The 22,055-nt window shown below is 62.3% G+C and carries 24 protein-coding genes; 8 read left to right on the forward strand and 16 right to left on the reverse strand.

Translation table 11 applies throughout. The annotated features are described in order from the left end of the window. Positions 1–22: 22 nt before the first annotated feature. The gene (locus tag BM216_RS13845; protein WP_092999786.1) at positions 23–1,057 is read right to left on the reverse strand and encodes a zinc-dependent alcohol dehydrogenase; all 1,035 of its coding nucleotides are present in this window, start codon (positions 1,055–1,057) and stop codon (positions 23–25) included. Between the two features lie 170 nt (positions 1,058–1,227). Further along, positions 1,228–2,169 carry a pca operon transcription factor PcaQ gene (gene pcaQ / locus BM216_RS13850; protein WP_092999787.1) on the reverse strand — a complete coding sequence of 314 codons (942 nt, stop codon included), beginning with the start codon at positions 2,167–2,169 and terminating at the stop codon, positions 1,228–1,230. 93 nt (positions 2,170–2,262) lie between these two features. Here pcaQ and pcaD point away from each other — a divergent pair, with 93 nt between their 5' ends. Genes pcaD through pcaG form a run of 4 tightly spaced genes read left to right on the forward strand, consistent with a single transcriptional unit; the run spans position 2,263 to position 4,844 of the window. Then, positions 2,263–3,075, forward strand: a complete 813-nt coding sequence (pcaD, locus tag BM216_RS13855; RefSeq protein WP_092999788.1) for a 3-oxoadipate enol-lactonase — start codon at positions 2,263–2,265, stop codon at positions 3,073–3,075. Further along, the gene (pcaC, locus tag BM216_RS13860) at positions 3,068–3,478 is read left to right on the forward strand and encodes a 4-carboxymuconolactone decarboxylase (protein ID WP_092999789.1); all 411 of its coding nucleotides are present in this window, start codon (positions 3,068–3,070) and stop codon (positions 3,476–3,478) included. The genes pcaD and pcaC overlap by 8 nt, the downstream gene beginning before the upstream one ends. Before the next feature lie 2 nt (positions 3,479–3,480). Continuing rightward, entirely contained in the window at positions 3,481–4,230 is a 750-nt protein-coding gene (pcaH, locus tag BM216_RS13865; RefSeq protein WP_092999790.1) for a protocatechuate 3,4-dioxygenase subunit beta, read from the forward strand. Next, positions 4,230–4,844: a protocatechuate 3,4-dioxygenase subunit alpha gene (gene pcaG / locus BM216_RS13870; RefSeq protein ID WP_092999791.1), complete on the forward strand. Its 615-nt coding sequence runs from the start codon at positions 4,230–4,232 to the stop codon at positions 4,842–4,844. Before pcaH ends, pcaG begins: the two co-directional genes overlap by 1 nt. A gap of 170 nt (positions 4,845–5,014) precedes the next feature. Here the strand turns inward: pcaG and BM216_RS13875 are convergent, their stop codons facing one another. The 10 genes from BM216_RS13875 to BM216_RS13920 all read right to left on the reverse strand — a co-directional run bounded on the left by BM216_RS13875 (position 5,015) and on the right by BM216_RS13920 (position 14,955). After that, positions 5,015–6,904, reverse strand: coding sequence for a bifunctional sugar phosphate isomerase/epimerase/4-hydroxyphenylpyruvate dioxygenase family protein (locus BM216_RS13875; protein WP_092999792.1), 1,890 nt, complete (start codon positions 6,902–6,904; stop codon positions 5,015–5,017). A gap of 60 nt (positions 6,905–6,964) precedes the next feature. Continuing rightward, the gene (locus tag BM216_RS13880; RefSeq protein ID WP_092999793.1) at positions 6,965–8,692 is read right to left on the reverse strand and encodes an FAD-dependent oxidoreductase; all 1,728 of its coding nucleotides are present in this window, start codon (positions 8,690–8,692) and stop codon (positions 6,965–6,967) included. A gap of 79 nt (positions 8,693–8,771) precedes the next feature. Next, entirely contained in the window at positions 8,772–9,533 is a 762-nt protein-coding gene (locus BM216_RS13885) for an amino acid ABC transporter ATP-binding protein (RefSeq protein ID WP_092999794.1), read from the reverse strand. Between the two features lie 13 nt (positions 9,534–9,546). Continuing rightward, positions 9,547–10,191 (reverse strand): amino acid ABC transporter permease, encoded by a 645-nt coding sequence (locus BM216_RS13890; protein WP_092999795.1) that lies wholly within the window; start codon positions 10,189–10,191, stop codon positions 9,547–9,549. Positions 10,192–10,203: 12 nt separating this feature from the next. Beyond that, positions 10,204–10,866: an amino acid ABC transporter permease gene (locus BM216_RS13895; protein ID WP_092999796.1), complete on the reverse strand. Its 663-nt coding sequence runs from the start codon at positions 10,864–10,866 to the stop codon at positions 10,204–10,206. A gap of 25 nt (positions 10,867–10,891) precedes the next feature. After that, positions 10,892–11,719 (reverse strand): aldo/keto reductase, encoded by an 828-nt coding sequence (locus BM216_RS13900; protein WP_092999797.1) that lies wholly within the window; start codon positions 11,717–11,719, stop codon positions 10,892–10,894. Continuing rightward, complete coding sequence (locus BM216_RS13905) at positions 11,716–12,540, reverse strand: sugar phosphate isomerase/epimerase family protein (protein ID WP_092999798.1); 825 nt, start codon at positions 12,538–12,540, stop codon at positions 11,716–11,718. Before BM216_RS13905 ends, BM216_RS13900 begins: the two co-directional genes overlap by 4 nt. Then, complete coding sequence (locus BM216_RS13910) at positions 12,537–13,598, reverse strand: Gfo/Idh/MocA family protein (RefSeq protein WP_092999799.1); 1,062 nt, start codon at positions 13,596–13,598, stop codon at positions 12,537–12,539. The genes BM216_RS13905 and BM216_RS13910 overlap by 4 nt, the downstream gene beginning before the upstream one ends. Next, positions 13,595–14,029: a type II 3-dehydroquinate dehydratase gene (aroQ, locus tag BM216_RS13915; protein ID WP_092999800.1), complete on the reverse strand. Its 435-nt coding sequence runs from the start codon at positions 14,027–14,029 to the stop codon at positions 13,595–13,597. Before aroQ ends, BM216_RS13910 begins: the two co-directional genes overlap by 4 nt. 92 nt (positions 14,030–14,121) lie before the next feature. After that, entirely contained in the window at positions 14,122–14,955 is an 834-nt protein-coding gene (locus BM216_RS13920; protein WP_092999801.1) for a transporter substrate-binding domain-containing protein, read from the reverse strand. A gap of 213 nt (positions 14,956–15,168) precedes the next feature. Here BM216_RS13920 and BM216_RS13925 point away from each other — a divergent pair, with 213 nt between their 5' ends. After that, a complete protein-coding gene (locus tag BM216_RS13925) occupies positions 15,169–15,858 on the forward strand; it encodes a TetR family transcriptional regulator (RefSeq protein WP_177230785.1) in 690 nt (229 codons plus the stop codon). On the opposite strand, the gene BM216_RS13930 is transcribed toward BM216_RS13925, so the two are convergent. Beyond that, positions 15,837–16,736 (reverse strand): NAD-dependent epimerase/dehydratase family protein, encoded by a 900-nt coding sequence (locus tag BM216_RS13930; RefSeq protein WP_092999803.1) that lies wholly within the window; start codon positions 16,734–16,736, stop codon positions 15,837–15,839. The two genes, BM216_RS13925 and BM216_RS13930, sit on opposite strands and share 22 nt — an antisense overlap. Continuing rightward, positions 16,733–17,431: a hypothetical protein gene (locus tag BM216_RS13935; RefSeq protein ID WP_092999804.1), complete on the reverse strand. Its 699-nt coding sequence runs from the start codon at positions 17,429–17,431 to the stop codon at positions 16,733–16,735. Before BM216_RS13935 ends, BM216_RS13930 begins: the two co-directional genes overlap by 4 nt. Positions 17,432–17,627: 196 nt before the next feature. Between BM216_RS13935 and BM216_RS13940 the strand changes: the two genes are divergently transcribed. The 3 genes from BM216_RS13940 (at position 17,628) to BM216_RS13950 (ending at position 20,017) form a co-directional block, all read left to right on the forward strand. Next, positions 17,628–18,368 carry an SDR family NAD(P)-dependent oxidoreductase gene (locus tag BM216_RS13940; RefSeq protein WP_092999805.1) on the forward strand — a complete coding sequence of 247 codons (741 nt, stop codon included), beginning with the start codon at positions 17,628–17,630 and terminating at the stop codon, positions 18,366–18,368. Positions 18,369–18,378: 10 nt separating this feature from the next. Next, complete coding sequence (locus tag BM216_RS13945; protein WP_092999806.1) at positions 18,379–19,197, forward strand: sugar phosphate isomerase/epimerase family protein; 819 nt, start codon at positions 18,379–18,381, stop codon at positions 19,195–19,197. Between the two features lie 142 nt (positions 19,198–19,339). Next, complete coding sequence (locus BM216_RS13950; RefSeq protein ID WP_177230786.1) at positions 19,340–20,017, forward strand: GntR family transcriptional regulator; 678 nt, start codon at positions 19,340–19,342, stop codon at positions 20,015–20,017. Here BM216_RS13950 and BM216_RS13955 read toward each other — a convergent pair. After that, entirely contained in the window at positions 20,014–21,210 is a 1,197-nt protein-coding gene (locus tag BM216_RS13955) for a M24 family metallopeptidase (RefSeq protein ID WP_092999808.1), read from the reverse strand. The genes BM216_RS13950 and BM216_RS13955 overlap by 4 nt on opposite strands. Continuing rightward, positions 21,197–22,042 (reverse strand): sugar phosphate isomerase/epimerase family protein, encoded by an 846-nt coding sequence (locus BM216_RS13960; RefSeq protein ID WP_092999809.1) that lies wholly within the window; start codon positions 22,040–22,042, stop codon positions 21,197–21,199. The genes BM216_RS13955 and BM216_RS13960 overlap by 14 nt, the downstream gene beginning before the upstream one ends. Positions 22,043–22,055 lie beyond the last annotated feature (13 nt).

Consider the following 22,055-nt stretch of genomic DNA (forward strand, 5'->3'; position numbering starts at 1 on the left):
CCACATCCTGCTTTCGAGTTCGCTAGGGCCTCAGGATGATCTTCATGCCTTCGCGCCGTTCCACCAGCCCGAGCGCCTGTTCGAAATCCTTCAGTTCGACTTCGTGGGTGACGAGCTTCAGGACGTCGCCCGCCACCGCGGGAAGCTGGCGCATCATCAGGCTCCAGGTCGTCTCGTTATAGCCGCGCGAGCCGATGACTTCGAGTTCACGCAGCACGATCGGCGTGCTTTTGAACGTCGTCGCACCGTGGCAAAGGCCGATGAGACCGATGCGCCCGGTGCGGCGGGATAGACCGACCGCCTGGTCGAAAACCGAAGCATTGCCGCTCGTTTCGTAAACGACATCAGCGCCATCCCATTGAATGGCCTTCACGACGCGCGCGGCATCTGCCTCCTCCACATTGACCGGAATGAACCCGAGACTTGCGGCCAGTTCCAGCCGCCCCTTGTCGGCGCCGATGCCAGTCAGGACGACCGCCGACGCGCCGGCGGCCTTGGCGAGGATCGCGACAAGCAACCCGATGGGACCTGCACCGATGACGGCCACCACGTCGCCCGGCCGCACCGGCACCCGCTCGCTTACTGCGTGGGTGGCGACCGAAAGAGGCTCGAGCAGCGGCGCGACCGCCGAATCCAGCCCCTTCGGAAGCGGATGGAGATTCTGCTCCGGCACGGTGACGTATTCCGTCCAGCCGCCATTGATCCGCCCACCCATGAGGCGGCGGTCGACGCAGAGCGTCGGTCGCCCCAGTCCGCAATATTCGCAGCGCCCGCAGGCAATCTGCGGATTGATCGCAACCGTGTCGCCCTCGACGGCCCGGCATTGCGGGCCGGCCGATATCACCGTCCCGGCAAATTCATGCCCGACGACGAGCGGAAAGTTCGGGGCATATTGCCCCACCACGGCCTCGTGCCATTTCCAGATCGCCACGTCGGTGCCGCATATGCCGCCGGCAGTGATCTTCACCAGCGCTTCGCCGGGGCCGGCGACCGGCTGTTCCATGTCGATGAGCGCCATCGCGCCGTTTTCCGGGCGCAGTTTCGCGACGGCCTTCATGTTTCCTCCAACCCGTTGCTGCGATCCGCCCTCACCTCAAAGATGATGCGCATCACCCTCCCCTGCCCTCCTCCGGGCCGATCGATCGGGTAAAAGGGCTAGATCCATGCCGCCATCGCGGCAAGGCCTTTGCGCAATATTCGAAATTTGTACGATAATCGCACAATTCGTCAGCTGGCTGATGGCATCGCGATGAGAGGCCGGGATGCAGCCGCTTCGCGTATCGTCTGCATCAGAAGCGACATCGGGATCGACGGAACCGCATCCGTTCGCATGGTCAACCCGACCGGGCCGCGCGTGTCGCTGGTGTCGATCGGTAACGTCTGGAGTCGCCCCTCCCCGATGTCGCTGGTGACCACGCCTGCCGAGATGATCCAGACTGCATCGCTCGACAGCACGAAGGCACGGCCGAAGGAATCCGAGACGGTCTCGATCTGGTTCTGCAGGCTGGAGACGCCGTTAGCGATCAGAAATCGATCGACGAAGGGCCGGATGATCGACGAAGGTGGCGGCATCAGGATCGTGTAGTCCCCGAGTTCGGCAAACGGTGAGCGTTCCGAGGCGAGCAATGGATGCCCGGCACGCACGGCAAACACCACCTGTTCGGAATAAAGGTGCTCGAACAGAAAGCCGGCCATCTTGTCGGCGCCTGCAAGCCGCCCGACCACGAGGTCGAGATCGCCGAAACGCAACTGTTCCAGAAGCACAGCATTTTCGCCGGTAACGATCTTGATGCGGCTCCAGGTTCTTTCCTTCAGGAAAAGATCCATGGCACGCGGCATGATATGGCTCGCGACGGTGGGCAAGGCGCCGACGCGCAGGAGCGGCGCATCGCCGACCCGCTCATGGGAAACGGAATCGAGCCCTTGCCTAAGTGCGGCGACCGCCGCGCCCGCATGTTTCAGAAAGGCCTCCCCGTATCGCGTTATCCGGATGCCGCGTCCGTCGCGCTCAACCAAAGCGACACCGAGCGCCTCCTCCAGTTCCCGGATCGTCTTGGTGACGGCGGGCTGGCTGACATTGAGGAAACCGGCTGCCTTGACCACGCTCTTGTGACGCGCGACCTCGATAAATGCCTGGAGATGACGAAACTTGACCCGCGACGTGTTCATTCAATCTATAACCAAATCGATATGAAAAATGATCGAGAAGTCATTTTACCTAACCGCTTCAATATACCAAGATAGGCACGGGAGAGATTTTCAATGCAGTTCGCACGCGTCAACGACGTCACGATTCATTACCAAGTGATCGGCGGTCCGGCCGACAAGCCGGTCATCGTGTTCGCCAATTCGCTCGGCACCGATTTCCGCATCTGGCGTGACGTCATCGTTCGCTTGGCCGGTGATTTCCCGCTCGTGCTTTACGACAAGCGCGGCCACGGCCTGTCGGATGTCGGAAAGACACCCTATGCGATCGAGGATCACGCGGCGGATCTGATCGAACTTCTGGACCTGCTAAACGTGCGTAATGCCGCTATCTGCGGCCTTTCCGTCGGTGGTCTGATCGCGCAGGCGATCTATCAGGCGCGGCCTGATCTGGTGAGAGCGCTCATCCTTTCTGATACCGCAAGCAAGATCGGCTCCGCCGAGATGTGGAATGCCCGCATCGCGGCGGTGGAAAAGAATGGTCTGGCGAGCATCGTCGATGCGGTCATGGAACGATGGTTCACACCGCCGTTCCGCCAACCGGAGAACATCGCCTATCGCGGTTACTGCAACATGCTGGAACGCCAGCCGGCCGAAGGCTATGCGGCGACCTGCGCTTCGATCCGCGATGCGGATTACACCGAAGCCGCGGCACGGATAGCCGTGCCCACGCTCTGCATCGTCGGCGACCAGGACGGCTCGACTCCGCCCGACCTCGTCAGGGCAACAGCTGACCGCATCCCCGGAGCCCGCTTCGAGATCGTCAGGGATGCCGGGCACATCCCTTGCGTCGAGCAGCCGGAAGCGCTGACCGACCTGATCCGAGCATTCGTCGGAACCGTCATCACCGGAGAAAAGCGTAATGAGTGAGGCCGAGACAGACCGGCACCGCCTCGGCATGGCGACGCGGCGCGCTGTGCTGGGAAACGCCCATGTCGATCGCGCGTCCGCCAATTCCACCGATTTCGACCAGCCGTTCCAGGCGCTCATCACCGAGGCCGCATGGGGTCATGTCTGGTCGCGACCCAACTTCACCAAACGTGAACGGTCGATCGTCACGATCGCGCTTCTGGCAGCATTGGGCCAGGACGAAGAGGTCGCCATGCATGTCCGCGCCACAGCCAATACCGGTGCCTCGCGGGAGGATGTCCGTGAGGCTCTGCTGCATGTCGCCATCTATGCCGGCGTGCCCGCCGCAAATCATGCCATCAAGATCGCCAAGCGCGTCTATGATGAGATGGATGCCGAAAAGACATCGAGGGAGGAAACCTAGGGATGTCCGCCAATTCGAACCAGAGACCGGAAACCGGCGCGTTTTTCGCGCGTGACCGCGCCTGGCATGCCCCGGCCCTGACGCCTGAATACAAGACGTCGATCCTCCGCTCGCCGCAGCGTGCGCTGCTGTCGCTCGACGGCACGATCTCGGAAATCACCGGCCCGGTCTTCGGCCATTCGATGATCGGCGAGTTGGACAACGACCTGATCCACAACTACGCGCGGCCGGGCGAAAGCGCCATCGGCGAACGCATCGTCGTCCATGGCCGGGTGCTCGACGAACGGGGCCGACCGGTCCGCGGTGCCCTGCTCGAGTTCTGGCAGGCCAATGCCGGCGGACGCTACCGGCACAAGAAGGAAACCTATCCGGCCGCAATTGACCCCAATTTCGGCGGCTGCGGCCGCGCGATCACCGATGATGACGGGCATTATGCCTTCCGCACGGTCAAGCCCGGCCCCTATCCGTGGCCGAATGGTGTCAATGACTGGCGCCCTGCGCATATCCACTTTTCAGTGTTCGGACATGGCTTTGCCCAGCGCCTGATCACACAGATGTATTTCGAGGGCGATCCGATGATCTGGAAATGTCCGATCGTCAACACAATCCCGGATCGCGCGGCGATCGAACAACTGATTGCGCCACTCGACTGGGGCCAGACCATTCCGATGGATGCACGCGCCTACAAGTTCGATATCGTCCTGCGTGGGCGGCGATCGACCCTTTTCGAAAACAGGCTGGAGGGCAACTGATGGTCCAGGAGCTTCACAGGCTGAAGGAAACGCCGTCGCAGACCGCCGGCCCCTACGTCCATATCGGACTGACCCCGAATTTCTGCGACATCCGCGGCGTCTATGACAACGATCTCGGCACCGCCATGGTCAACGACCAGACCCTTGGCGAACGCATCATCATTCGTGGCCGCATCTTCGATGGTGCCGACACGCTGGTGCGCGACGCGATTGCGGAAATCTGGCAAGCGGATGGCGCCGGCCTTTACAACAGCCCGTCCGAGATGCGCGGCGCGGCCGATCCCAACTTCACCGGCTGGGGCCGCTGCCCAACCAGCGGCGAAGACGGCTATTTCGAGTTCGAAACCATCAAGCCCGGCAAGGTTCCGTTCAAGGACGGCCGCCTGATGGCACCGCATGTCACACTGTGGATCGTCGCACGCGGCATCAATATCGGCCTGCATACGCGCATCTACTTCTCGGACGAGGCAGAAGCCAATGCCGCCGACCCGCTGCTGCTGCGCATCGAGCACCGCCAGCGCGTCGAGACGATGGTCGCGCAGCGGGACGGAAACATCTATACGCTCGACATCCATCTCCAGGGACCGAAGGAAACCGTCTTTTTGGACATCTGACGCCCTGCCCTTTCGGCTCCGGGCCTCTCCGACCTACGCCATTGACAAAGCTGGCGCGGCACCGCTGCCGCGATCGGCCAGCACCTCTCGACCGTTCCGAGAGGCTCGAAAGTGTCAGAGGGTTGGCCTCGGGAGGCTCGAGCGTCGAAACCTGACGGCATCAGCCGCTCTCAGAGCTTCGGCACCCCTTCCGGTCTGATCTGCTTCTTCAGCGCAGCGATGCGGAAGATCGCGTTGGCCGCACCATAACCGAGATAATCGCGCCGCTGGACGATCTCGAAAAAGAAGCCCTCACCATAAGTGCCGCTATAGAGCTGGAAATATTCGCCGTGCTCGTCGCGATCATACAGGATGTTTTCCAACTTCAGCTTTTCGGTCAATTCCGGATCGAGCCCGAAACGCGTCTCGACATCGCCGTAGTAATTCGGCGAGATCGGCAGAGGCTTGAAGCCGTTTGCCCGTAGCGCCGCCGCGGTTTCGAAGATATCGGCGGTCTCGAAAGCAAGATGCTGGATGCCGGAGCCGAATGTCTCAGCAATGAAGTGTCCGGCAAGGGTGCGCCGGTTCTCCGCCCCGTTCAGGGTGACGCGCAGTGAACCCGAGGGGCTTTCGACGACCTGGCTGCGCACGACGCCGGACGGATCGATGATGTCGACCATCGGCGTCTTCTTCATCTCGAAGATCGACGTGTAGAACAGGACCCAGGTCAGCATTTCCTCGTAGGCAACAGTCTGGGCGACATGGTCGACCCGCAGCAGACCGGCGTCCTGCGTCCTTTCCTCGTCCTCGACCGGGACGAAGTCGATGTCCCAGATGCGGCCGAGATCGGTTTTCTCGTCGAGAAGATAGATCAGCCCTCCGCCGACCCCGCGAATGGCCGGGATGGCTACCTCGCCCGCATCCACCGGCTGGCTGAAGACCTCTGCGCCGAGAGCGGCTGCCCGGTCCAAGGCATCATGCGCATTATCGACGGTCATCGCCATCGCGTAGGCCGAGGTGCCGTGAACCGTGTAAGAGGCGCTGGCAAACCCGGTTTCCTGGGTGTTCAGCAACAGCCGGATGTCGCCTTGGGAAAAGACGCTGACTTTCTTGCTGCGATGCTGCGCGGTCTTCCTGAACCCGAGCGTGCGCAGGATGCCCGCCAGCGCGGCCGCATCCGCTTCGCTGGCGGAGAACTCCACGAAACCGACGCCTTTCACCGGGCTGCGGTCCGGCATTGCCGGCACCGTCAGTGCGGACGCGTTCGGATTGCGCCTCACCCGATCGCCCAGCGTGATGAGCGACCGGAGGCCGTCCGCCGCAATCGATTTGGCCCACCCGCCGCGGAACTGGTCGTTGAAGATTTCCAGCGAGAAGTACCCGTCATATCCGGTTTCGGCGATCGCACTGGTAAACGCTTCCACCGGGAGGTCGCCCTCGCCCGGCATGTTGCGGAAATGGCGGCTCCAGTAGAGCAGGTCCATGTCGATCAGCGGTGCATCCGCGAGCTGGACGATGAAGATCTTGTCCTTGGGGATCGATCGGATGGAGTTGATGTCTATCTGCCGCGACAGGGTGTGGAAGCTGTCCAGGATCAGCCCGATATTCGGATGATCCGTGCGCCGTACGATCTCCCATGCGTCGCGGTGATCGAAGATGTAGCGACCCCAGGCAAGCGCCTCGTAACCCACCTTCAGCCCGCGCTTGGCCGCCCGTTCACCGAGTTCATGGAAATCCGCCACCGCGCGGTCGATGCCGCCGAGCGCGATCGGCGAGACGTTCGAGCAGACCAGAACGAGATCGGTGCCGAGTTGCTGCATGATGTCGAACTTGCGTTCCGCCCGGTCGAAGAGACGCGACCGATGCGGCTCAGGCATGCCCTCGAAGTCCCTGAACGGCTGGAAGAGCGTAATTTCCAGACCATGGTCCCTGACCATGCGCCCGACATCGGCGGGCGTCCCGTCGAAGGCGAGAAAATCGTTCTCGAAAATTTCGACGCCGCTGAAGCCGGCCTGAGCGATCGCCGCGAGCTTTTCCGGCAATTCGCCGCTGATGGATACGGTCGCTATCGACGTTTTCATATCTTGACCCCGCTTGCTCGAACTCGTTTCCAGTGTTTACGGACCGACGGCGGATGCCGTTCATCCTGCCGGGTGGCTACCTTCGGTTCTCCGCCTTGCCGCATGCCGTCCGCTCAAGGCGCCGAAGACGATCGCGGGACCGATGGTGATGCCCGGCCCCGGATAGACGCCGCCCATGATCGACTGCAGGTCGTTGCCGCACGCATAGAGCCCGTCGATCGCGGATCCGTCACGGCGCAGCAGACGCCCGTTTTCATCGCCGACAAGGCCTGTCGCCGATCCGATGTCTCCCGGCCAGAGCCGGATCGCATAGAAGGGTGCGGTGTCGAGCGTACCGAGGCTCGGGTTCGGGCCATGCGCGGCATCGCCGTTCGCCTTTTCATAGACGGTCGTGCCGCGGGCGAAATCCGCATCCACACCGGTCTTCGCATACGCGTTCATGCGGCTTACGCTGTCCTTCAGCCCATCGGCGTCGATGCCGAGCTTTGCCGCCAGGTCGTCGAGCGTCGTGCCCTCGGTAAGGTATCCGTCGGCCAGGAACGGGCGGATGTTGCCACCACCTGGACGGATCATGCCGAGCCCGTATTTCTTCAGCGCTTCCGCATCCGCCACCAGATAGACCGGCATGTGGCTACCGTTCTTGTCTGCGGCATACATCGCCGAAACGAAGCGATGGTAGCTCGTGCTCTCGTTGACGAAACGGCGGCCGTCGCGCCCGACCGAAATGATGCCCGGCTTCGAGCGGTCGAAAACGAAATGCGGAAACACCGCCATCGAGCCGTCCTTGCGCTGGCGGCGGGAAACCGGCGCCCAGAAGCAGGGCTGCGCCGCGGTCTCGCCGTGATATGCTCCAGCCTCGAAGGCGAGGTCGTGTAAGGCGCCGGTGCTGCCCGGCGCCGATGGGCTGAACTCGGGAAGCGGATGCGGCAGTTTCGCGGCACGCATGACCTTGTGCTGGGCAAAGCCGCCAGTCGCCAGGATCACCCCGCCCGCTACTGCCACTGTCCGCTCGCTCCCGTCCTGGCGGAGCAGCACGCCGGTAATGCCATCTCCGTTTCCGATCAGCGACACAGTCTCCGTGTTCGTCAGGATGGTGACGTCCAGTTTCAGCGCCGCGAGCAGCAGCCGTCCGACCAGGGCATTGCCCATGACGAGCCGCGTCCCGCGACCATGGCGCATCCGGTCGCGGCAATAGCGCGCGATCAGCTTTGCGGAATAGACCGTCGACCGGAAGGATTTGCCGATCTTCATCAGTTGCGCGATATCGTCGCGATCGACCATCATCCCGCCGAGCACCGTAAATTCCGGTATCGGCGGCCGTATCATTTTCAAGTCCTCGCCGAGCACGCTCGCATCGAAGGGTATCGGCTCCAGTGCACGTCCGAAGCTGGAAGCCCCCTCGAGCTCATACATGTAATCCGGATGGAAGGGACGCGCGCGGAACTGCATGGCCGTTCGGTCTTCCAGCGTCGCGACCACTTCCCGCCCGGCGTTTAGAAAGGCATCACGCAGTACCGCCGGGCTCTGGTTGCCGACGGCGCGATCCAGAAAACCAGCGACCTTCTCGTAGCTGTCATCGGCACCGAGCTTTTCCGAGTGATGCGTCAGGGGGATCCATGTCGTCCCCGCAGAATAGGCCGAGGTGCCGCCGACATGTTCGCAACGCTCGACCAGCAGGACGCGTGCACCCTCGAGCGCCGCAAAGATCGCCGCCGAAAGGCCGCCGGCGCCCGCGCCGATCACCACCACGTCGAAGGCCTGGCTGACGTCGGTCAATTTCCGGTGCATGCGATGCTCCCCGCATTCGAGCGGCTGATAAAGATCGGACGTGCCGAATGGCGGCGATATGCGCCATCCGACTTCACGGCTAGTGGGACAGAATCTCGCCAAGGAAGGCGCGTGTGCGCTGGTGTGCGGGTGCCCGGAAGAAGGTCTCCGGGTCGTTCTCCTCGACGATCTCTCCATCGGCCATGAAGATGACGCGGTCGGCAACCTGGCGGGCGAAGCCCATTTCGTGCGTGACGCAGATCATCGTCATCCCGTCACGGGCGAGCGAGACCATCGTGTCGAGCACTTCCTTGACCATTTCCGGATCGAGCGCCGAAGTCGGTTCGTCGAACAGCATCGCCTTCGGCTCCATGCAGAGTGCCCGGGCGATCGCCACACGCTGCTGCTGGCCGCCGGAAAGCTGCGCCGGATATTTATCGGCCTGATCGCCGATGCGCACACGATCCAGATATTTACGCGCCGTCGCCTCCGCCTCGGCGCGGGACAGTTTGCGCACACGCATCGGTGCAAGGATGCAGTTCTCCAGAACCGTCTTGTGCGGGAACAGGTTGAACTGCTGGAACACCATGCCGACCTCGCGGCGCACCGCATCGATTGCGTTCTGATCGTCCTTGACCGCGTGTCCCGACACGACGATCTCGCCGCCCTGGCTTGGCTCGAGCCTGTTGATGCAGCGGATAAGGGTCGATTTTCCCGAGCCGGACGGCCCGCAAAGGACGATCTTCTCACCCTTGGCGACGTTCAGCGAAACCTTCTTCAGGGCATGAAAGGCGCCGTACCACTTTTCGACGTCGCGCATCATGATCATCGGCTGGGCGCCTGTCTGGTTTGTTGCTGGCATGGTGTTTTCCTTTCTATCTGGCGAGACCGGCGGACATGCGGCGTTCGATGCGGCGACCCCAAAGGGAAAGCGGCCAGCACATGGCGAAATACATCGCACCGACCACGCCGAACACGAGAAGCGGCCTGTAGATCTGGTTGGATACGATCGAGCCCGCGCGGGTGAGCTCGATGAAGCCGACGATGGCGGCAAGCGAGGTGCCCTTCAAAAGCTGCACCAGGAAGCCGACCGTCGCGGGAAGCGAAAGCTTGAACGCCTGCGGCATGATCACGTCGATCATCAGGCTGCGTGTATGCAGGCCAAGCGCGTCTGCAGCTTCGGTCTGACCTTTCGGCACGGCCTGGATCGCGCCGCGCCAGATTTCGCCAAGGAATGCCGAGGCGTGAGCGGTGAGCGCAATGCCCACGGCCGCCCAGCCGGGCAGGTCGAAGCCGAGCAGAGGAAGCCCGAAATAGGCAACGAAGAGCTGCATCAACAACGGCGTGCCCTGGAAGAGGCCGATCCAGCCGATGGCAATCACGCGAAGCCAGGCGCGTTTCGAAACGCGCATGAGCGCTACGATCACACCGGACACGATGCCGCCGGCAAACGCCATTGCCGTCAGGATGAGCGTCCAGCCCAATCCCTGCAGCAGATAGGTGAATTCTTGCAGACCCATTGGAAATCCTCCTCAGCGCTGCGGATAGTTGAAGGCACGGCGGCCGATCGCGGCGAGCGACCACATGGTCACCAGCGAAATCACCAGATAGATGCCCGTGAGCGTGAAATAGGTCTCGAAACTGCGGAAGGTCTCGGCCTCGATGCGCTGACCGACCGATGTCAGCTCATAGGCCGAGATCGAGGTACAGATCGCCGTCGTCAGCGTCAGGAGAATGAACTGGCTCGACAGGGACGGATAGATGGCGCGCAGCGCCGGTTTCAGCACGATGAGGCGAAAGACCTCATGCTTGTGCAGGCCGAGCGCCAGCCCGGCTTCCGTCTGCCCTTTCGGAATACTCTCGACACCGCCGCGGATGATCTCGATCGCATAGGCGCCGCCGTTCAGCCCGAGCGCGATCACCGCAGTGAGCGTCGGGTTGAGCCTGATACCCGCCATCGGCAGCGCAAAGAAGATGAAGAAGATCTGCACCAGGAAAGGCGTGTTGCGGATAACCTCAACGAAGGCCGTCACCAGAAATGACGGTATCGCGAGATGGGTTCTGAGAATGGCGACGCCGGCAATGCCGATGATCGTCGCAATCGTCATTCCGGCAACGGCGAGGAACAGGGTCCCGAGCGTCCCGTAGACGAGCGATTGCCATGCATCGGCGACCACGCTGAAATCAAGTATCATCGCCTACCTCCCTTGGCGTTGGCGGTCAGTCCCATTCGGGCTCCCAGTCGAAACGTGAATAGCGCTCGCCACGCGCCAAGGCGTGGATGGCGGCCATGTCATGCTGCGACAGTTCAAAGTCGAAAATGTCCCTGTTGGACTTCATGTTCTCGGGCTTTGCCGAGCGCGGGATGGCTCCGACATTGTCCTGCTGGATGAGCCAGCGGAGCGTGACCTGGCCCGCAGACTTCCCGTATTTGCGACCGAGGTCGTTCAACAGGTCCGAGCCGAACACCTTGCCGCGCGCGATCGGCTGATAGGCATTCAGGAGCATGCCGGCGCGGTTCATCCGGTCGAGCAGCTTCTGCTGCGAAAGAAAGGGGTGGTATTCGACCTGGTTGCAGAAGAGCTCGGCCTTGTGAACGTCGAGCGCCTCGTCGAGAAGCGCGACGGTGAAATTGCTGACGCCGATCAGGCGTGTCTTGCCTTTCGCCTTCGCCTCGGCGAAGGCCGCAAGCGTCTCGCCGAGCGGCACGTCCCTGGTCGGCCAGTGAACGAGCAGCAGATCCACATAGTCGAAGCCGAGCCTTTCGAGGATTTCATCGACCCGGCACGATACCGTTTCCGGCGCAAGATCGTTGAACCAGATCTTGCTGGTGACGAAGAGCTCGCGGCGCGGCACGCCGCTCTCTCGGATCGCCCGCCCGACCTCCAGCTCGTTTCCGTAGCGGATCGCGGTGTCGATCTGGCGGTAGCCGAGTTCGATGGCAGTGCGGATCGCCGCTTCGCCGTCCGGCCCTGTCAGCTCGAAGGTTCCGAGACCGAGGCTCGGAATTGTCTCGCCCTGGACGATCTTGGTTTCCAAGCCGGTCATTCTGCGGCCTCCGCTGCAACCTGCTGCAGGACGTTGCGTGATGCCTGCAGCGTGCGGGTCGCCCATTCGGTCGCAGAAAGCCCTGCCGACTGGCGGTCGTTTGGAATCTCGATCGCGACCGGCAGGTCTGCCGGAAGAGCCGCGAACATGCCGACCAGATCGAGCGCACCGTCTCCGGGCAGGAGCCGTTCGTGGCGAGCCGCATGGTTCAATGCCTCGCGGGTCTGCGGGATTTCCGCCGGCCCGTCGCAAATCTGGGCATAGTGTAACCATTCCGCGGGAACCGACGCTATCGTCTCGATCGACGTTCGTGACCGCGAAACATGCAGCGTGTCGATGATGACGCCCTGGTTCGGCTGGCCGGCCGCCGTCAGCACGCGAAGCGCTGCCGCAAGATCGTGCAGCTCCGACTGCGGCATGAATTCGAGATTCATGAAAAGGCCGTAGGGTTTGGCCGCCTCGCATAGTCTCACGAAAGAGGCGGTCAGCCTCGCCTCATCCGGATCGTCCCCCGCAACGAGGACAGCGCGCGCACCGAGACTGGCTGCGCATTCAAGCATGGGCAGCAGCGGCTCGGGATCGAATTGCCCGGCGATACGGACCATTTCGATGTCGAACACGCCGACACCGCTGTCGGCCATCAGCTTCTGCAGATCCCTCACCCGCGACGGAGCATCCATCAGGGGATGTGCCAGGCCGCCGGGGAACGCCGGCATAAGCCGGAAGCCCAGGTAATCGTAGCCTGCGGCAGCGGCCGCCCGCACGGCCTCTTCCGGTTCGGCGCTGCAGGTGAGGAAGGAGAGCGAGAGCTTTCTGGTCATGCCGCCGCTCTCCCCGGTGCCAGCATTTCGGCGAGCGTCACGGTGCGGTCCTCCCGCGCGGCCACATCGACCGCGAGCGTGGCGGCGAGTGTCGACATTCCGTCGCGGGCGGTGATCAGGGGCTGCGCATCGCCGCGGATGACGTCCACGAAATGGTCGAGCTGATTCACATAGGTGAGCGAGCCGTCGCCGGGACGGTATTCGCGCACGAGAGGATGCTGCCAGTGATCGTTCGCCTCTGCATGCCGCCACAGATACATGTCGGAGACGGACAGAGCCGCCTTGCGCCCGGCGAGGAACAGGCAGGGACCTGGCTGGTGGGGATGGTAAAGCGCCTGCCCCGACGTGTATTCCCAGGCCCACGGGCTGACCGCTCCATCCGAGATCAGGAAAGTGCCAAGCACGCCGTTGACGAAGCGGATCGAGACGCTGGCCGTGTCCTCGACCTCAAAGCCGCGGCGCGCGGACGAGGTGAAGGCGCGGATGCTGTCGATCTCGCCGACGAGGTAACGAAGGGCGTCTATATCGTGGATCAGGTTGATCAGCAGCACGCCGCCGCCGATCCTGCGGCGCCATTCCGTCTCGAAATAGTCGTCCGGCTTGTCGAACAGCGTCATGCCGTTGACTGCCACGAGGTCGCCGAGTTCTCCAGCGTCGATCGCACGCTTCGCAGAACGGATATCCGGGCTGTGGCGGCGCTGATGACCGACGAGCACCGGGACGCCCTTCCTTTCGGAGGCGTCGACGATGAGCCTGGCTGACGACAGGCTTTCGGCGATCGGTTTTTCGATCAGGCAGGGCACGCCGCGTTCGATGCAGGCGAGCGCTGCCGGCGCATGAAGCTGGTTCGGCAGCGCGACGATGGCGCCGTCCGGCCTGACCTCGTCGAGCATCGCGTCATAGCTTGAGAAATGCGGCACCGACAGGCGGGTTGCCAATTCGGCCGCGGCCGGCGAAGGGTCGCAGATCGCCGCGATCTCTGCTCTGCTGTTCGATGCGAGCAGGTCGGCGTGTTCCCGGCCGATCAGGCCGGCTCCCATGAGGCCAATTCGGGTCATGCCGTCATCTCCGTCATTGCACGCAGGGCGAGGCGATAGCCATAGGCGCCGAAACCCGCCATCACTGCCGTCGCGGTCCTGGAGACCAGCGACTTGTGATAGATTTCCTCGCGCTGATGGACGTTCGAGATATGCAACTCGATCTTGGGGCCGTTGAAGGTCTTCAAAGCGTCGAGAATGGCGATCGAGGTAAACGTATAGGCGGCCGGGTTGATGATGATGCCGGCCGCCTCCTGGCGGGCCGCATGGATGGATTCGATGATTTCACCCTCGAAATTCGACTGGCGGAAATCGATCGCCACTCCGAGTTCGGCTGCATCGGCCTTGAGCCAGCCATGGATCTCTTCAAGCGACGTGCTGCCGTAAATCTCCGGCTCACGTTGGCCCAGAAGATTGAGGTTCGGTCCGTTCAAAATGAAAATTGTGCGCATGTCCGTACATCCTGCTGCTGATCGAAGGCGCGGCTCACCAGCCGTGGCCGCGCCCCGGTTTCGTCATGCTGTCTGCAGAAGTGTCGCGAACGTTATTCTACGGTGAAGGGAACGCCTTCGAGCTTCTCCGGGAAGTTCGGAAGCTTGTCTTCGCCGAGCCATTTCTTGTTGATCGCCTCGAGGCGGCCATCAGCCTTGATCTTGTCGATGAACTGGTTGAGCCAGGCGTTGATTTCGCTGTCGCCCAGCTTGGTGGTGACGCCCATCCACTGTTCGTTGAAGACCAGCTTCTGCTCGAAGTCGTTGCCCGGCGCCGCCTTGTCGAGATTGATCTTGTAGGTGGTGTTGCCACCGATCGCATCGACCTGGCCGGAAACCAGCGCCTGCATGTTGGAGCTGTCGTCGTCGAAACGGCGGATGTTCGGCACATCACCGAGCAGCGTGGTGATCGACTTGTCCTGTGCTGCGCCGCGCGGCACGCCGATACGCAGGTCCTTGGCGTCCTCGATCTTCTCGATATTGTTCTTGGTGCTGGAGAGAAGAATGATCTTCAGTCCGGCATAGGGCTTGGAGAACTGAACCGCCTTGGCGCGATCCGGATACATGCCCATCACCGCCATCTGCAGATCGACCTTGCCGGTCAGGAGGTTCGGGATGCGGGCAGAAACGGCATTCGGTACGAATTCGACCTTTACTCCCATTTCCTCGCCGATCAGCTTGGCCACATCGACGTCGTAACCGATGTTCTGGCCGCTGGCGTCGATGGAGCCCCAGGGAGCCTGCTCGCCCATGACGCCAATACGAATGACGCCGGCGCTCTTGATTTTTTCCAGTGTCTGCGCCTGCACGGCCGTGCTTGCGAGCGCCATGCTGACGCCTGCGACGAGAGTGAACGCAATGCTGCGAAGTGAGAATTTGCCTGCCATGATTGTCCTCCTCAAAGGGTTGTATGCTGTCGTTATGCCTGGCCGACGAACTCCTCTTCGCCGACCTAACGCAGGTACCCGCGTTTCAGTTAACCAACCGGTTGGTTGATGTCAATCCGCGTGCTATGCTTCACGCGGACCTATCAGTTAAACTTCAAGCCGCCGCCTTTGCCCGTCGCCATCGCGAATCGGGAACGGCATCGGGGAAACCACATGGCGAATACCAAGACGACGTCCGCACAAACCGCCCTGGATCCGGGTCAACGCTCGCCTGAACGGCGCAAACGTTCGCTGCTCGATTCGGCGATCCTGGAATTTTCGACCTATGGGATTGGCGGCGCCCGGGTTGATCGCATCGCCCAGCGCGCGCGAACCAACAAAGCGATGGTCTACCACTATTTCGGCAGCAAGGAGGATCTCTACCTTGCCGCCATGGAAGACCTCTACTCGGGCATCCGCGAGGCCGAAGAGCGGCTGGACCTCGATCCGGCTGATCCCGTCGGCGCGATGAAGGCGCTGATCTCCTTCACCTTCCGATATTACATCGACAATCCCGCCTTCATCCGAATGATCAATACCGAAAACCTGCACGGCGCCGTCCACCTTCAGGCGGCAACCGGCAACATGGCGGGTCTCAACAGCTCGATCGTCAACAAGGTTTCGAAGATCGTCGAAAGTGGCGTCGCCCAAGGCATCTTTCGCCGGGTAGATCCGCTCGATCTCTACATCTCCATCTCGGCGCTCGGCTTCACCTATGTCTCCAACCGCCATACGCTGAAGATCCTGTTCGGACGCGAACTGCTGGCCGAGGACGCCGTCGAAGCTCGTCTCTCGACGATAACGGAGATGATCATGCGGTATCTGGCGGCGGACGGACATCATCACCTCGCCATCGACCGGTAATGGGCAACCGTCCGCGAAATGCCTTCGCGAAGCGGCGTGAACGGAATCGCACCGAGCAGGGATTGATTGTCGGTTGCGGCAATGTCCGGCGCCATCGGCACCGGCGCCCCCTCGAAATCGATCCTTGCGCCCGGCACCTCGTCTGCGATGGCCGCAATCACATCGGGCAGGTCCTCGCGCGATCCGCCAAGCGAAAAGGCGTGCGCGCCCTCGAACGGCATGGTCGCGGCGGCGGTGAACGCCGCAGCGACGTCGGCAACGAAGACCATGTCCTGAGGGCCTGAATAGCCGATCGTATAGGCATTCCCCAGCACCGCCTCGCGGCAGGCGAGTGTCGGTCCCGCCGTGAGACCGCTTTCACGCCCCGGCCCGTAGACCACGGTGGGGCGCAGGCCCACGCTGGCAATACCCGCATCATGCCAATAGGCCCGGGCGCTTCCCTCGCAGGCGAGCTTGAATGCACCATATTGCGTGACCGGATGGGGCGTCACCCCATCGTCCGGACCGAAAACGGCGGCGCTGCTGGCATAGGCGACGCGCGCTATCCGGTTCGCCTTGGCAGCCTCGAAGACATTCAGCGTGCCGATCAGGTTGACCGTTGCGCCGAGAACGGGATCGGCCTTGCAGGCCGGGGTGAGCAATGCGGCAAGATGGATGATTCCCGCGCAGTCGCGCGCCGCCTCGGTTACCGCGGCGCCATCGGCAATGTCGCCCTGAAACCACTCCACGCCGTCGGCCTCCTCCCCAGCGATTTCACGCAGGATGCGGCGATCCGTCGTCCGGTCGAAGATGCGGACGTCGCACCCCTTCGCCCTCAGGGACTTCAGGATCCATCCGCCCAGGAAGCCCGCACCACCCGTGACCAATATCCGCGTCATTGGGCTTCCCTCATGTCTTCCGCCGTCAGCGAAAACGCGGTTTCATAGATATTGGTGACGGGGCCGGAGAGGATCCCGCTGCCGACTGCCAGTCTCTCGACTTCCGGCAGCGCCGAGTGCAAGCCGGGGCTTGACGATCCTTCGATCAGGATCACGACGTCGAAGCCGCTCTCGCTCATCTGCTGGCGCAGTTCCGTTTCTCGCGTGCGAACGCTCGATACCTCGTTCCGCGAAATACCGATATGGACGCAGGAAACACCGCGTACAGCCAGAAGGCTTTCGGCCAACGCCTGCCCTCCGGCCTTCAGTTTTCCTTCCCCATCATCGCCGGCAAGATCGAAACGAATCGTCGCCATGCTGCCACCGTCGCCATTGCCCGCAGAGGCGATCCGCTCGCAGGCAACACGCAGAAAATTGCGGAAGCTCGGGGCCACCGATGCGGTCCATGGCGTCGGGCTGTTGAGCCGCTCGAGATAGGCGGGCGAACGGAAGGTCTCAACATTCTCTCCGGCATAGACCGTGCCGAAAACATAACGGGACGCACCCGGAGCCTGCAGCCGCTTGCCGGTGGTAAAGCCCGGTATCGACAGGCGTTCCGGCATGTGCTCGCGCGTGTGCCACTCGATATATTCGCTTTCGGCCCCTTCCTCGATGTCATGCCACATCGCCAGAAAGGCTGATCCTTTCAGTCCCATTCCTATCCTCCCTTCCTGCCTGGACGCGCATCCTCATACGCTTGACAAGCAGGTCATTTCCAACTCATGTAGCCTACTAGAATGTTAGTATGTGCCAAATGTCAAGCGCAGCCAACCAGCTTAACGGATGCGTGAAGACGGCAGGCAGAAGCCGAGACCCGTGAGGACGGGCTCGAACGTCAGGGAGGAATGACACATGGCGGACCAGGAAACTTCACGCGTAGCGATCGTAACCGGCGGCGCCGGCGGGCTGGGCTATCCCATTGCCGCTCGACTGGCCGCAAAAGGCCACAAGGTTGCCCTTTGGGATATCAATCGCGAACGGGTCGAAGAGGCCGCCGCCAAACTGCCCGGCGCAAGGGGATATGTCGTCGACGTCATGGACCCTGCAGCGGTCGACGCGGCAACCAGGAAGGTGGTTTCGGAGATGGGACCGCTCGGCATCCTCGTGACCAGCGCCGGCCATAACGGACCGCTGGAAAAATTCGAAAACTACCCGCTCGACGGCTGGCGTTTCGTGATGTCGCTCAATCTCGACGCGGTTTTCTACTGCTGCCAGGCCGCGGTGCGCGAGATGCTGAAGACTGGTTATGGCCGTATCGTCAACATCGCCTCGATCGCCGGCAAGGAAGGCAATCCCAACGCCGTTGCTTATTCCGCCTCCAAGGCGGGCGTGATCGGCCTTACCAAGTCGATCGGCAAGGAACTGGCGACCACGCAGATCCGGGTCAATTGCGTGACCCCGGCAGCGATCGAAACCGAGATGATGAACCAGCTCACACCGGAGTTCAAAGCCTATGTTACGGCGAAAATCCCCGTCGGCAGGCTCGGCGAGGCTGATGAGGTCGCAGCGCTGGTGAACTGGCTCGCCTCCGAAGAATGCTCGTTTTCCACAGGAGCCGTCTTCGACGTCTCCGGCGGCCGCGCGACCTATTGAGGTTTTGGCCATGTATCAGAACCATCCCCTTTCGCTTGCCTATCTGACGGTATTCGGCTGCCCGCCGGTCGAGAACGTCAAGGTTGCTGCCGCTTGCGGTTACGACATGGCGAGCCTGCGGCTCGTCGCTCCGCACGGCCTCGAGCTTGCCCATCCGATCGTCGGCAACTCTGCCCTCATCCGGGAGATCCTCTCGGTTGCCGCAGATACCGGCATATCCTTCTACGACGGGGAAGTATTCACGTTGCTTCCGGAAACCGACGTCGAGACCTGGCTGCCGATCATCGAGACCGCCGGTGAATTTCGAATGCCGGTAATGCAGATCACCTGCGAGGATACTGATCTTTCTCGCGCGGGCGACAAGCTCGGCCGCATAGCCGACGCCGCGGCGCAACACGACATCAAAATGGCCATAGAATTCATGCGCTGGCGATCCACCGCGACGATCCACGATGCCGCCCGTCTTGCCGCCGCTTCCGGGCGCGGCAATGTCGGCCTGCTGATCGACGCGTTGCATCTATCCCGGTCCGGAGGAAGCCCCGCCGACGTTGCGGCCCTGCCGGAAGGCCTCGCCGTCTATCTTCAGCTCTGCGACGCTCCCGCGCAGCAACCGACCGACAATGCAGGCTGCATCGCGGAAGCGAGAACGGCGCGTATGTTCCCCGGCGAGGGCGAACTATGGCTGAAGGAACTGATGGCTGCCCTGCCCTCGGATGTTGTGATCAGTGTCGAGACGCCTCACAAGGGTGATTCGGCATTGAGTTTTACCGAGCGGGCTGAAAAGGGAATGGCGACAGCACGCCGCTTCCTGGACAATCTGGCGAGTTGACCAATGCACGCCGGGCGTGTTGGTTAGCGCCCGGCGCCCGCGTGGAAAATTGATCTGCGGGACGGGCGCACGTTCCCGGTCTAGGTCGGGCTGGAAGGGCATGAAAATGGATTCAAGACCAAGATCTTCGCTGGGTGCCCGCGTGACCGAGCGACTCCGCCGGGCGATCATCGACGGCGAACTCGAACTCGGCGACGCCCTGTCGGAGGACAAGCTCGCCACGACGCTCGGCGTCAGCCGCAGTCCGGTGAAGGAAGCGATTGCGACGCTCGAACAGCAGGGACTGATCGACGTGCGGCCGCAGCGCGGCAGCTTCGTCTTCCTGCCGACGCGGGAGGACACCCAGAACCTCTGCGAGTTCCGCAAGACCGTCGAGCTCGAGGCGTTGCGTCTGGCCATGGAGCGCAAGCGGGAAGAAACGCTCAGCGCCATGCGCGCGGCGGCCGAAGACATGCTTGTCGCCTTCGAGGCCGGCGACAATCTGGGCAGCGCGCGCGCCGACGATCGGTTTCACGACGCCTCCCTGGACAACTGCGGCAACCCTTATCTCGTCAATGCCTACCGCCTCGTATCCAGCAAGGTTGCGGCCCTTCGCTCTCACCGCTCGACCCTTCCGAGCCGCGACAAGGCGAGCGCCGAACACCTGGCCATCGTGAAACTGCTGGAAGCCGATCGTATCGCCGAAGCGCTGGACTATCTCGGCACTCACATCCTGATGATGGCGGAGCGATACGGCCTCGATGAAGGCCCCGCGAGGGTGACGGGAGGCCGTGCGGCGCGCAGCGCAAAACTGGATCACATCGGCCCGCTTCTGGACTAGCGCGAAAACGGCCCGGCCTCGCAGCCGCAGCGGTTCCAGCCGCGACCGACATCGCCATAGGCCTCGCAGCCCTCGTCCGTCACGGCCACGGTATCCTCCAGCTTGATGAACCCGAGGCGCGGATGCTGCCAGGTGGTTTCAATCGACAAAACCATCCCGCTCTCCAGCGGCGTTGACCGGTGCGACGCGGGATATGGAATGGGCCCGTCGTCGAGAAGCCTCGGCGCTTCGTGGGATATCAGCCCCATACCATGCGCGACGAAGCTCAATCGCCCTTCCCTCTCTTTCGACATCAAGGGGGCAACCGCCGAAAATATGTCTCCACCGATTGCACCGTTGCGAATAGGCACTCTCGCGGCCTTCTGGATCCGGTCGATTTCAGCCAGCACGTCCTGAAGCTCCAGCGACGGTTCGCCGACGATCCCCATCCGGCACAGATCGCCGATATAGCCGCGATAATTGCCGCCTGAATCGAGCGAGATGATATCGCCTGCCGCAAGCCGCTGTTCGGAGGGAGCGCGGTTCAGGCTTTTCCCGGCCGTGATGAGACAGTATTCAAACAACAAGCCGCGCTCGACTTCCTCACGGCGAAGGATTTCGACGACATCCTGCTTCGTCTGGCCCGGCACGATGCGGGAGAAGGTCGCCAGCATGGCGTCGACCACCCTCTCGGATGCCTCTCTGAGATCTGCAAGTTCGGTTCCGGTCTTGACTGCGCGCAGGGCCTCAAGCGTCTCGACGCAGTCCGCAATTGTAGCGTTCGGCAGGTTCGAGCGAAGGACCTCGAACGCGTCCGCAGGCAGGAAACCCAGCTCCGCCCCGATCGAAGACATCTTGGCCCCAGAGGCGACGAGCGTCTCGATGCAATAGTGCATGGCATCGGTTGAACCGCGTGCTTTCAGCATGAGATTGCCCGGCCACAGGCGATCGAGATCGCGCTCGTAACCTTCGTTCGGATTGCCGATATAGGCGGCAAGATCGGGACGTCCCCTGACATAGATCAGGATCGGCAGATACCGGCTGAGCCCCGTCGCATCCATGTAGTCGAACATGAAGAAGCGATAGCCGCCGAGCAGATACTGAATGTTGTGCTTCGAGGAGACGAGCAGCACGTCGAAGTCCTTTTCCTCCATCAACCGGTCGAGCAATGCGCAGTCGAACGGCGGTGTGAGGTCCGGTTTAAACGCGCTCATCGGCCCCTGCCTCCTGTCTTGAGGCATCAATGCCCTCCATGAAATGCCGGCAGGTCTGCAACGCGTGTCGGCTCCAGGCCGACGGCCCCATCGCAGCAAGCCTTGAATGGCTCGGTATCTCTATGCTGACGATCAGGTCCCGGGGGAGTGCCTTCACCATGCCCGTGACATCCACGCCACCTTCGCCGGGCAGAAGCCGCTCCTGGCGGGCGGTGAACAACAGCTCTTCCCTCTCCGTCGGTATTCCGGCAGGCGCATCGCAGATCTGGAAATAGCGCATTCGCCCGGGTTCGATCGCCGCGATATCGGCAAGCGACGTCGCCGAACGGGCCACGTGTATGAGGTCGATCAGGAGTTCACCATTTTCCCGCCCCGCATCGGAAACCACGCGCCGTGCCGCGGCAGCGTTGTTGAGCGCCGTCCAGGGTGTGAATTCGAGGTTGACGCTTAGGCCAAACGGAGCGGCCGCATCGCAAAGAGCCCCGAATGTCTCGGTGAGGCGCTTCTCGTCCGGGTCGTCGCCCGCCACGACGATGGTCTGCGCGCCGATCTCGGCCGAAGCTTCCAGCATGGGCAGCCACAGGTCGACGGTGTTGACCCCGTCTATCCGCGCGATTTCGACATCCAGAACGCCGACGCCGGTGTCGGCGATGCGCCGCATCGTCTCGCGCAGCATGGTCGGATCGTCCATCAGCGGAAAGGCCTGCCCGCCTGCGACCGCCGGCATCATCCGCACGCCGGCCAGATCATAGCTGGCCTCGGCCGCCAACTCGATCATCCTCGGCGGACTGACCTCCACCGTCATGTAGGAAAGCGAATAAAGACGGCTCACTCCGGTTCCTCCC

This window comes from Rhizobium sp. NFR07, assembly GCF_900111905.1.
Lineage (GTDB): Bacteria > Pseudomonadota > Alphaproteobacteria > Rhizobiales > Rhizobiaceae > Neorhizobium.

Excerpts from the sequence above, each read along its gene's own strand:
- BM216_RS13845 (WP_092999786.1), bottom strand. The coding sequence starts at position 1,057 with ATGAAGGCCGTCGCGAAACTGCGCCCGGAAAACGGCGCGATGGCGCTC.
- pcaQ (WP_092999787.1), bottom strand. The coding sequence starts at position 2,169 with ATGAACACGTCGCGGGTCAAGTTTCGTCATCTCCAGGCATTTATCGAG.
- pcaD (WP_092999788.1), top strand. The coding sequence starts at position 2,263 with ATGCAGTTCGCACGCGTCAACGACGTCACGATTCATTACCAAGTGATC.
- pcaC (WP_092999789.1), top strand. The coding sequence starts at position 3,068 with ATGAGTGAGGCCGAGACAGACCGGCACCGCCTCGGCATGGCGACGCGG.
- pcaH (WP_092999790.1), top strand. The coding sequence starts at position 3,481 with ATGTCCGCCAATTCGAACCAGAGACCGGAAACCGGCGCGTTTTTCGCG.
- pcaG (WP_092999791.1), top strand. The coding sequence starts at position 4,230 with ATGGTCCAGGAGCTTCACAGGCTGAAGGAAACGCCGTCGCAGACCGCC.
- BM216_RS13875 (WP_092999792.1), bottom strand. The coding sequence starts at position 6,904 with ATGAAAACGTCGATAGCGACCGTATCCATCAGCGGCGAATTGCCGGAA.
- BM216_RS13880 (WP_092999793.1), bottom strand. The coding sequence starts at position 8,692 with ATGCACCGGAAATTGACCGACGTCAGCCAGGCCTTCGACGTGGTGGTG.
- BM216_RS13885 (WP_092999794.1), bottom strand. The coding sequence starts at position 9,533 with ATGCCAGCAACAAACCAGACAGGCGCCCAGCCGATGATCATGATGCGC.
- BM216_RS13890 (WP_092999795.1), bottom strand. The coding sequence starts at position 10,191 with ATGGGTCTGCAAGAATTCACCTATCTGCTGCAGGGATTGGGCTGGACG.
- BM216_RS13895 (WP_092999796.1), bottom strand. The coding sequence starts at position 10,866 with ATGATACTTGATTTCAGCGTGGTCGCCGATGCATGGCAATCGCTCGTC.
- BM216_RS13900 (WP_092999797.1), bottom strand. The coding sequence starts at position 11,719 with ATGACCGGCTTGGAAACCAAGATCGTCCAGGGCGAGACAATTCCGAGC.
- BM216_RS13905 (WP_092999798.1), bottom strand. The coding sequence starts at position 12,540 with ATGACCAGAAAGCTCTCGCTCTCCTTCCTCACCTGCAGCGCCGAACCG.
- BM216_RS13910 (WP_092999799.1), bottom strand. The coding sequence starts at position 13,598 with ATGACCCGAATTGGCCTCATGGGAGCCGGCCTGATCGGCCGGGAACAC.
- aroQ (WP_092999800.1), bottom strand. The coding sequence starts at position 14,029 with ATGCGCACAATTTTCATTTTGAACGGACCGAACCTCAATCTTCTGGGC.
- BM216_RS13920 (WP_092999801.1), bottom strand. The coding sequence starts at position 14,955 with ATGGCAGGCAAATTCTCACTTCGCAGCATTGCGTTCACTCTCGTCGCA.
- BM216_RS13925 (WP_177230785.1), top strand. The coding sequence starts at position 15,169 with ATGGCGAATACCAAGACGACGTCCGCACAAACCGCCCTGGATCCGGGT.
- BM216_RS13930 (WP_092999803.1), bottom strand. The coding sequence starts at position 16,736 with ATGACGCGGATATTGGTCACGGGTGGTGCGGGCTTCCTGGGCGGATGG.
- BM216_RS13935 (WP_092999804.1), bottom strand. The coding sequence starts at position 17,431 with ATGGGACTGAAAGGATCAGCCTTTCTGGCGATGTGGCATGACATCGAG.
- BM216_RS13940 (WP_092999805.1), top strand. The coding sequence starts at position 17,628 with ATGGCGGACCAGGAAACTTCACGCGTAGCGATCGTAACCGGCGGCGCC.
- BM216_RS13945 (WP_092999806.1), top strand. The coding sequence starts at position 18,379 with ATGTATCAGAACCATCCCCTTTCGCTTGCCTATCTGACGGTATTCGGC.
- BM216_RS13955 (WP_092999808.1), bottom strand. The coding sequence starts at position 21,210 with ATGAGCGCGTTTAAACCGGACCTCACACCGCCGTTCGACTGCGCATTG.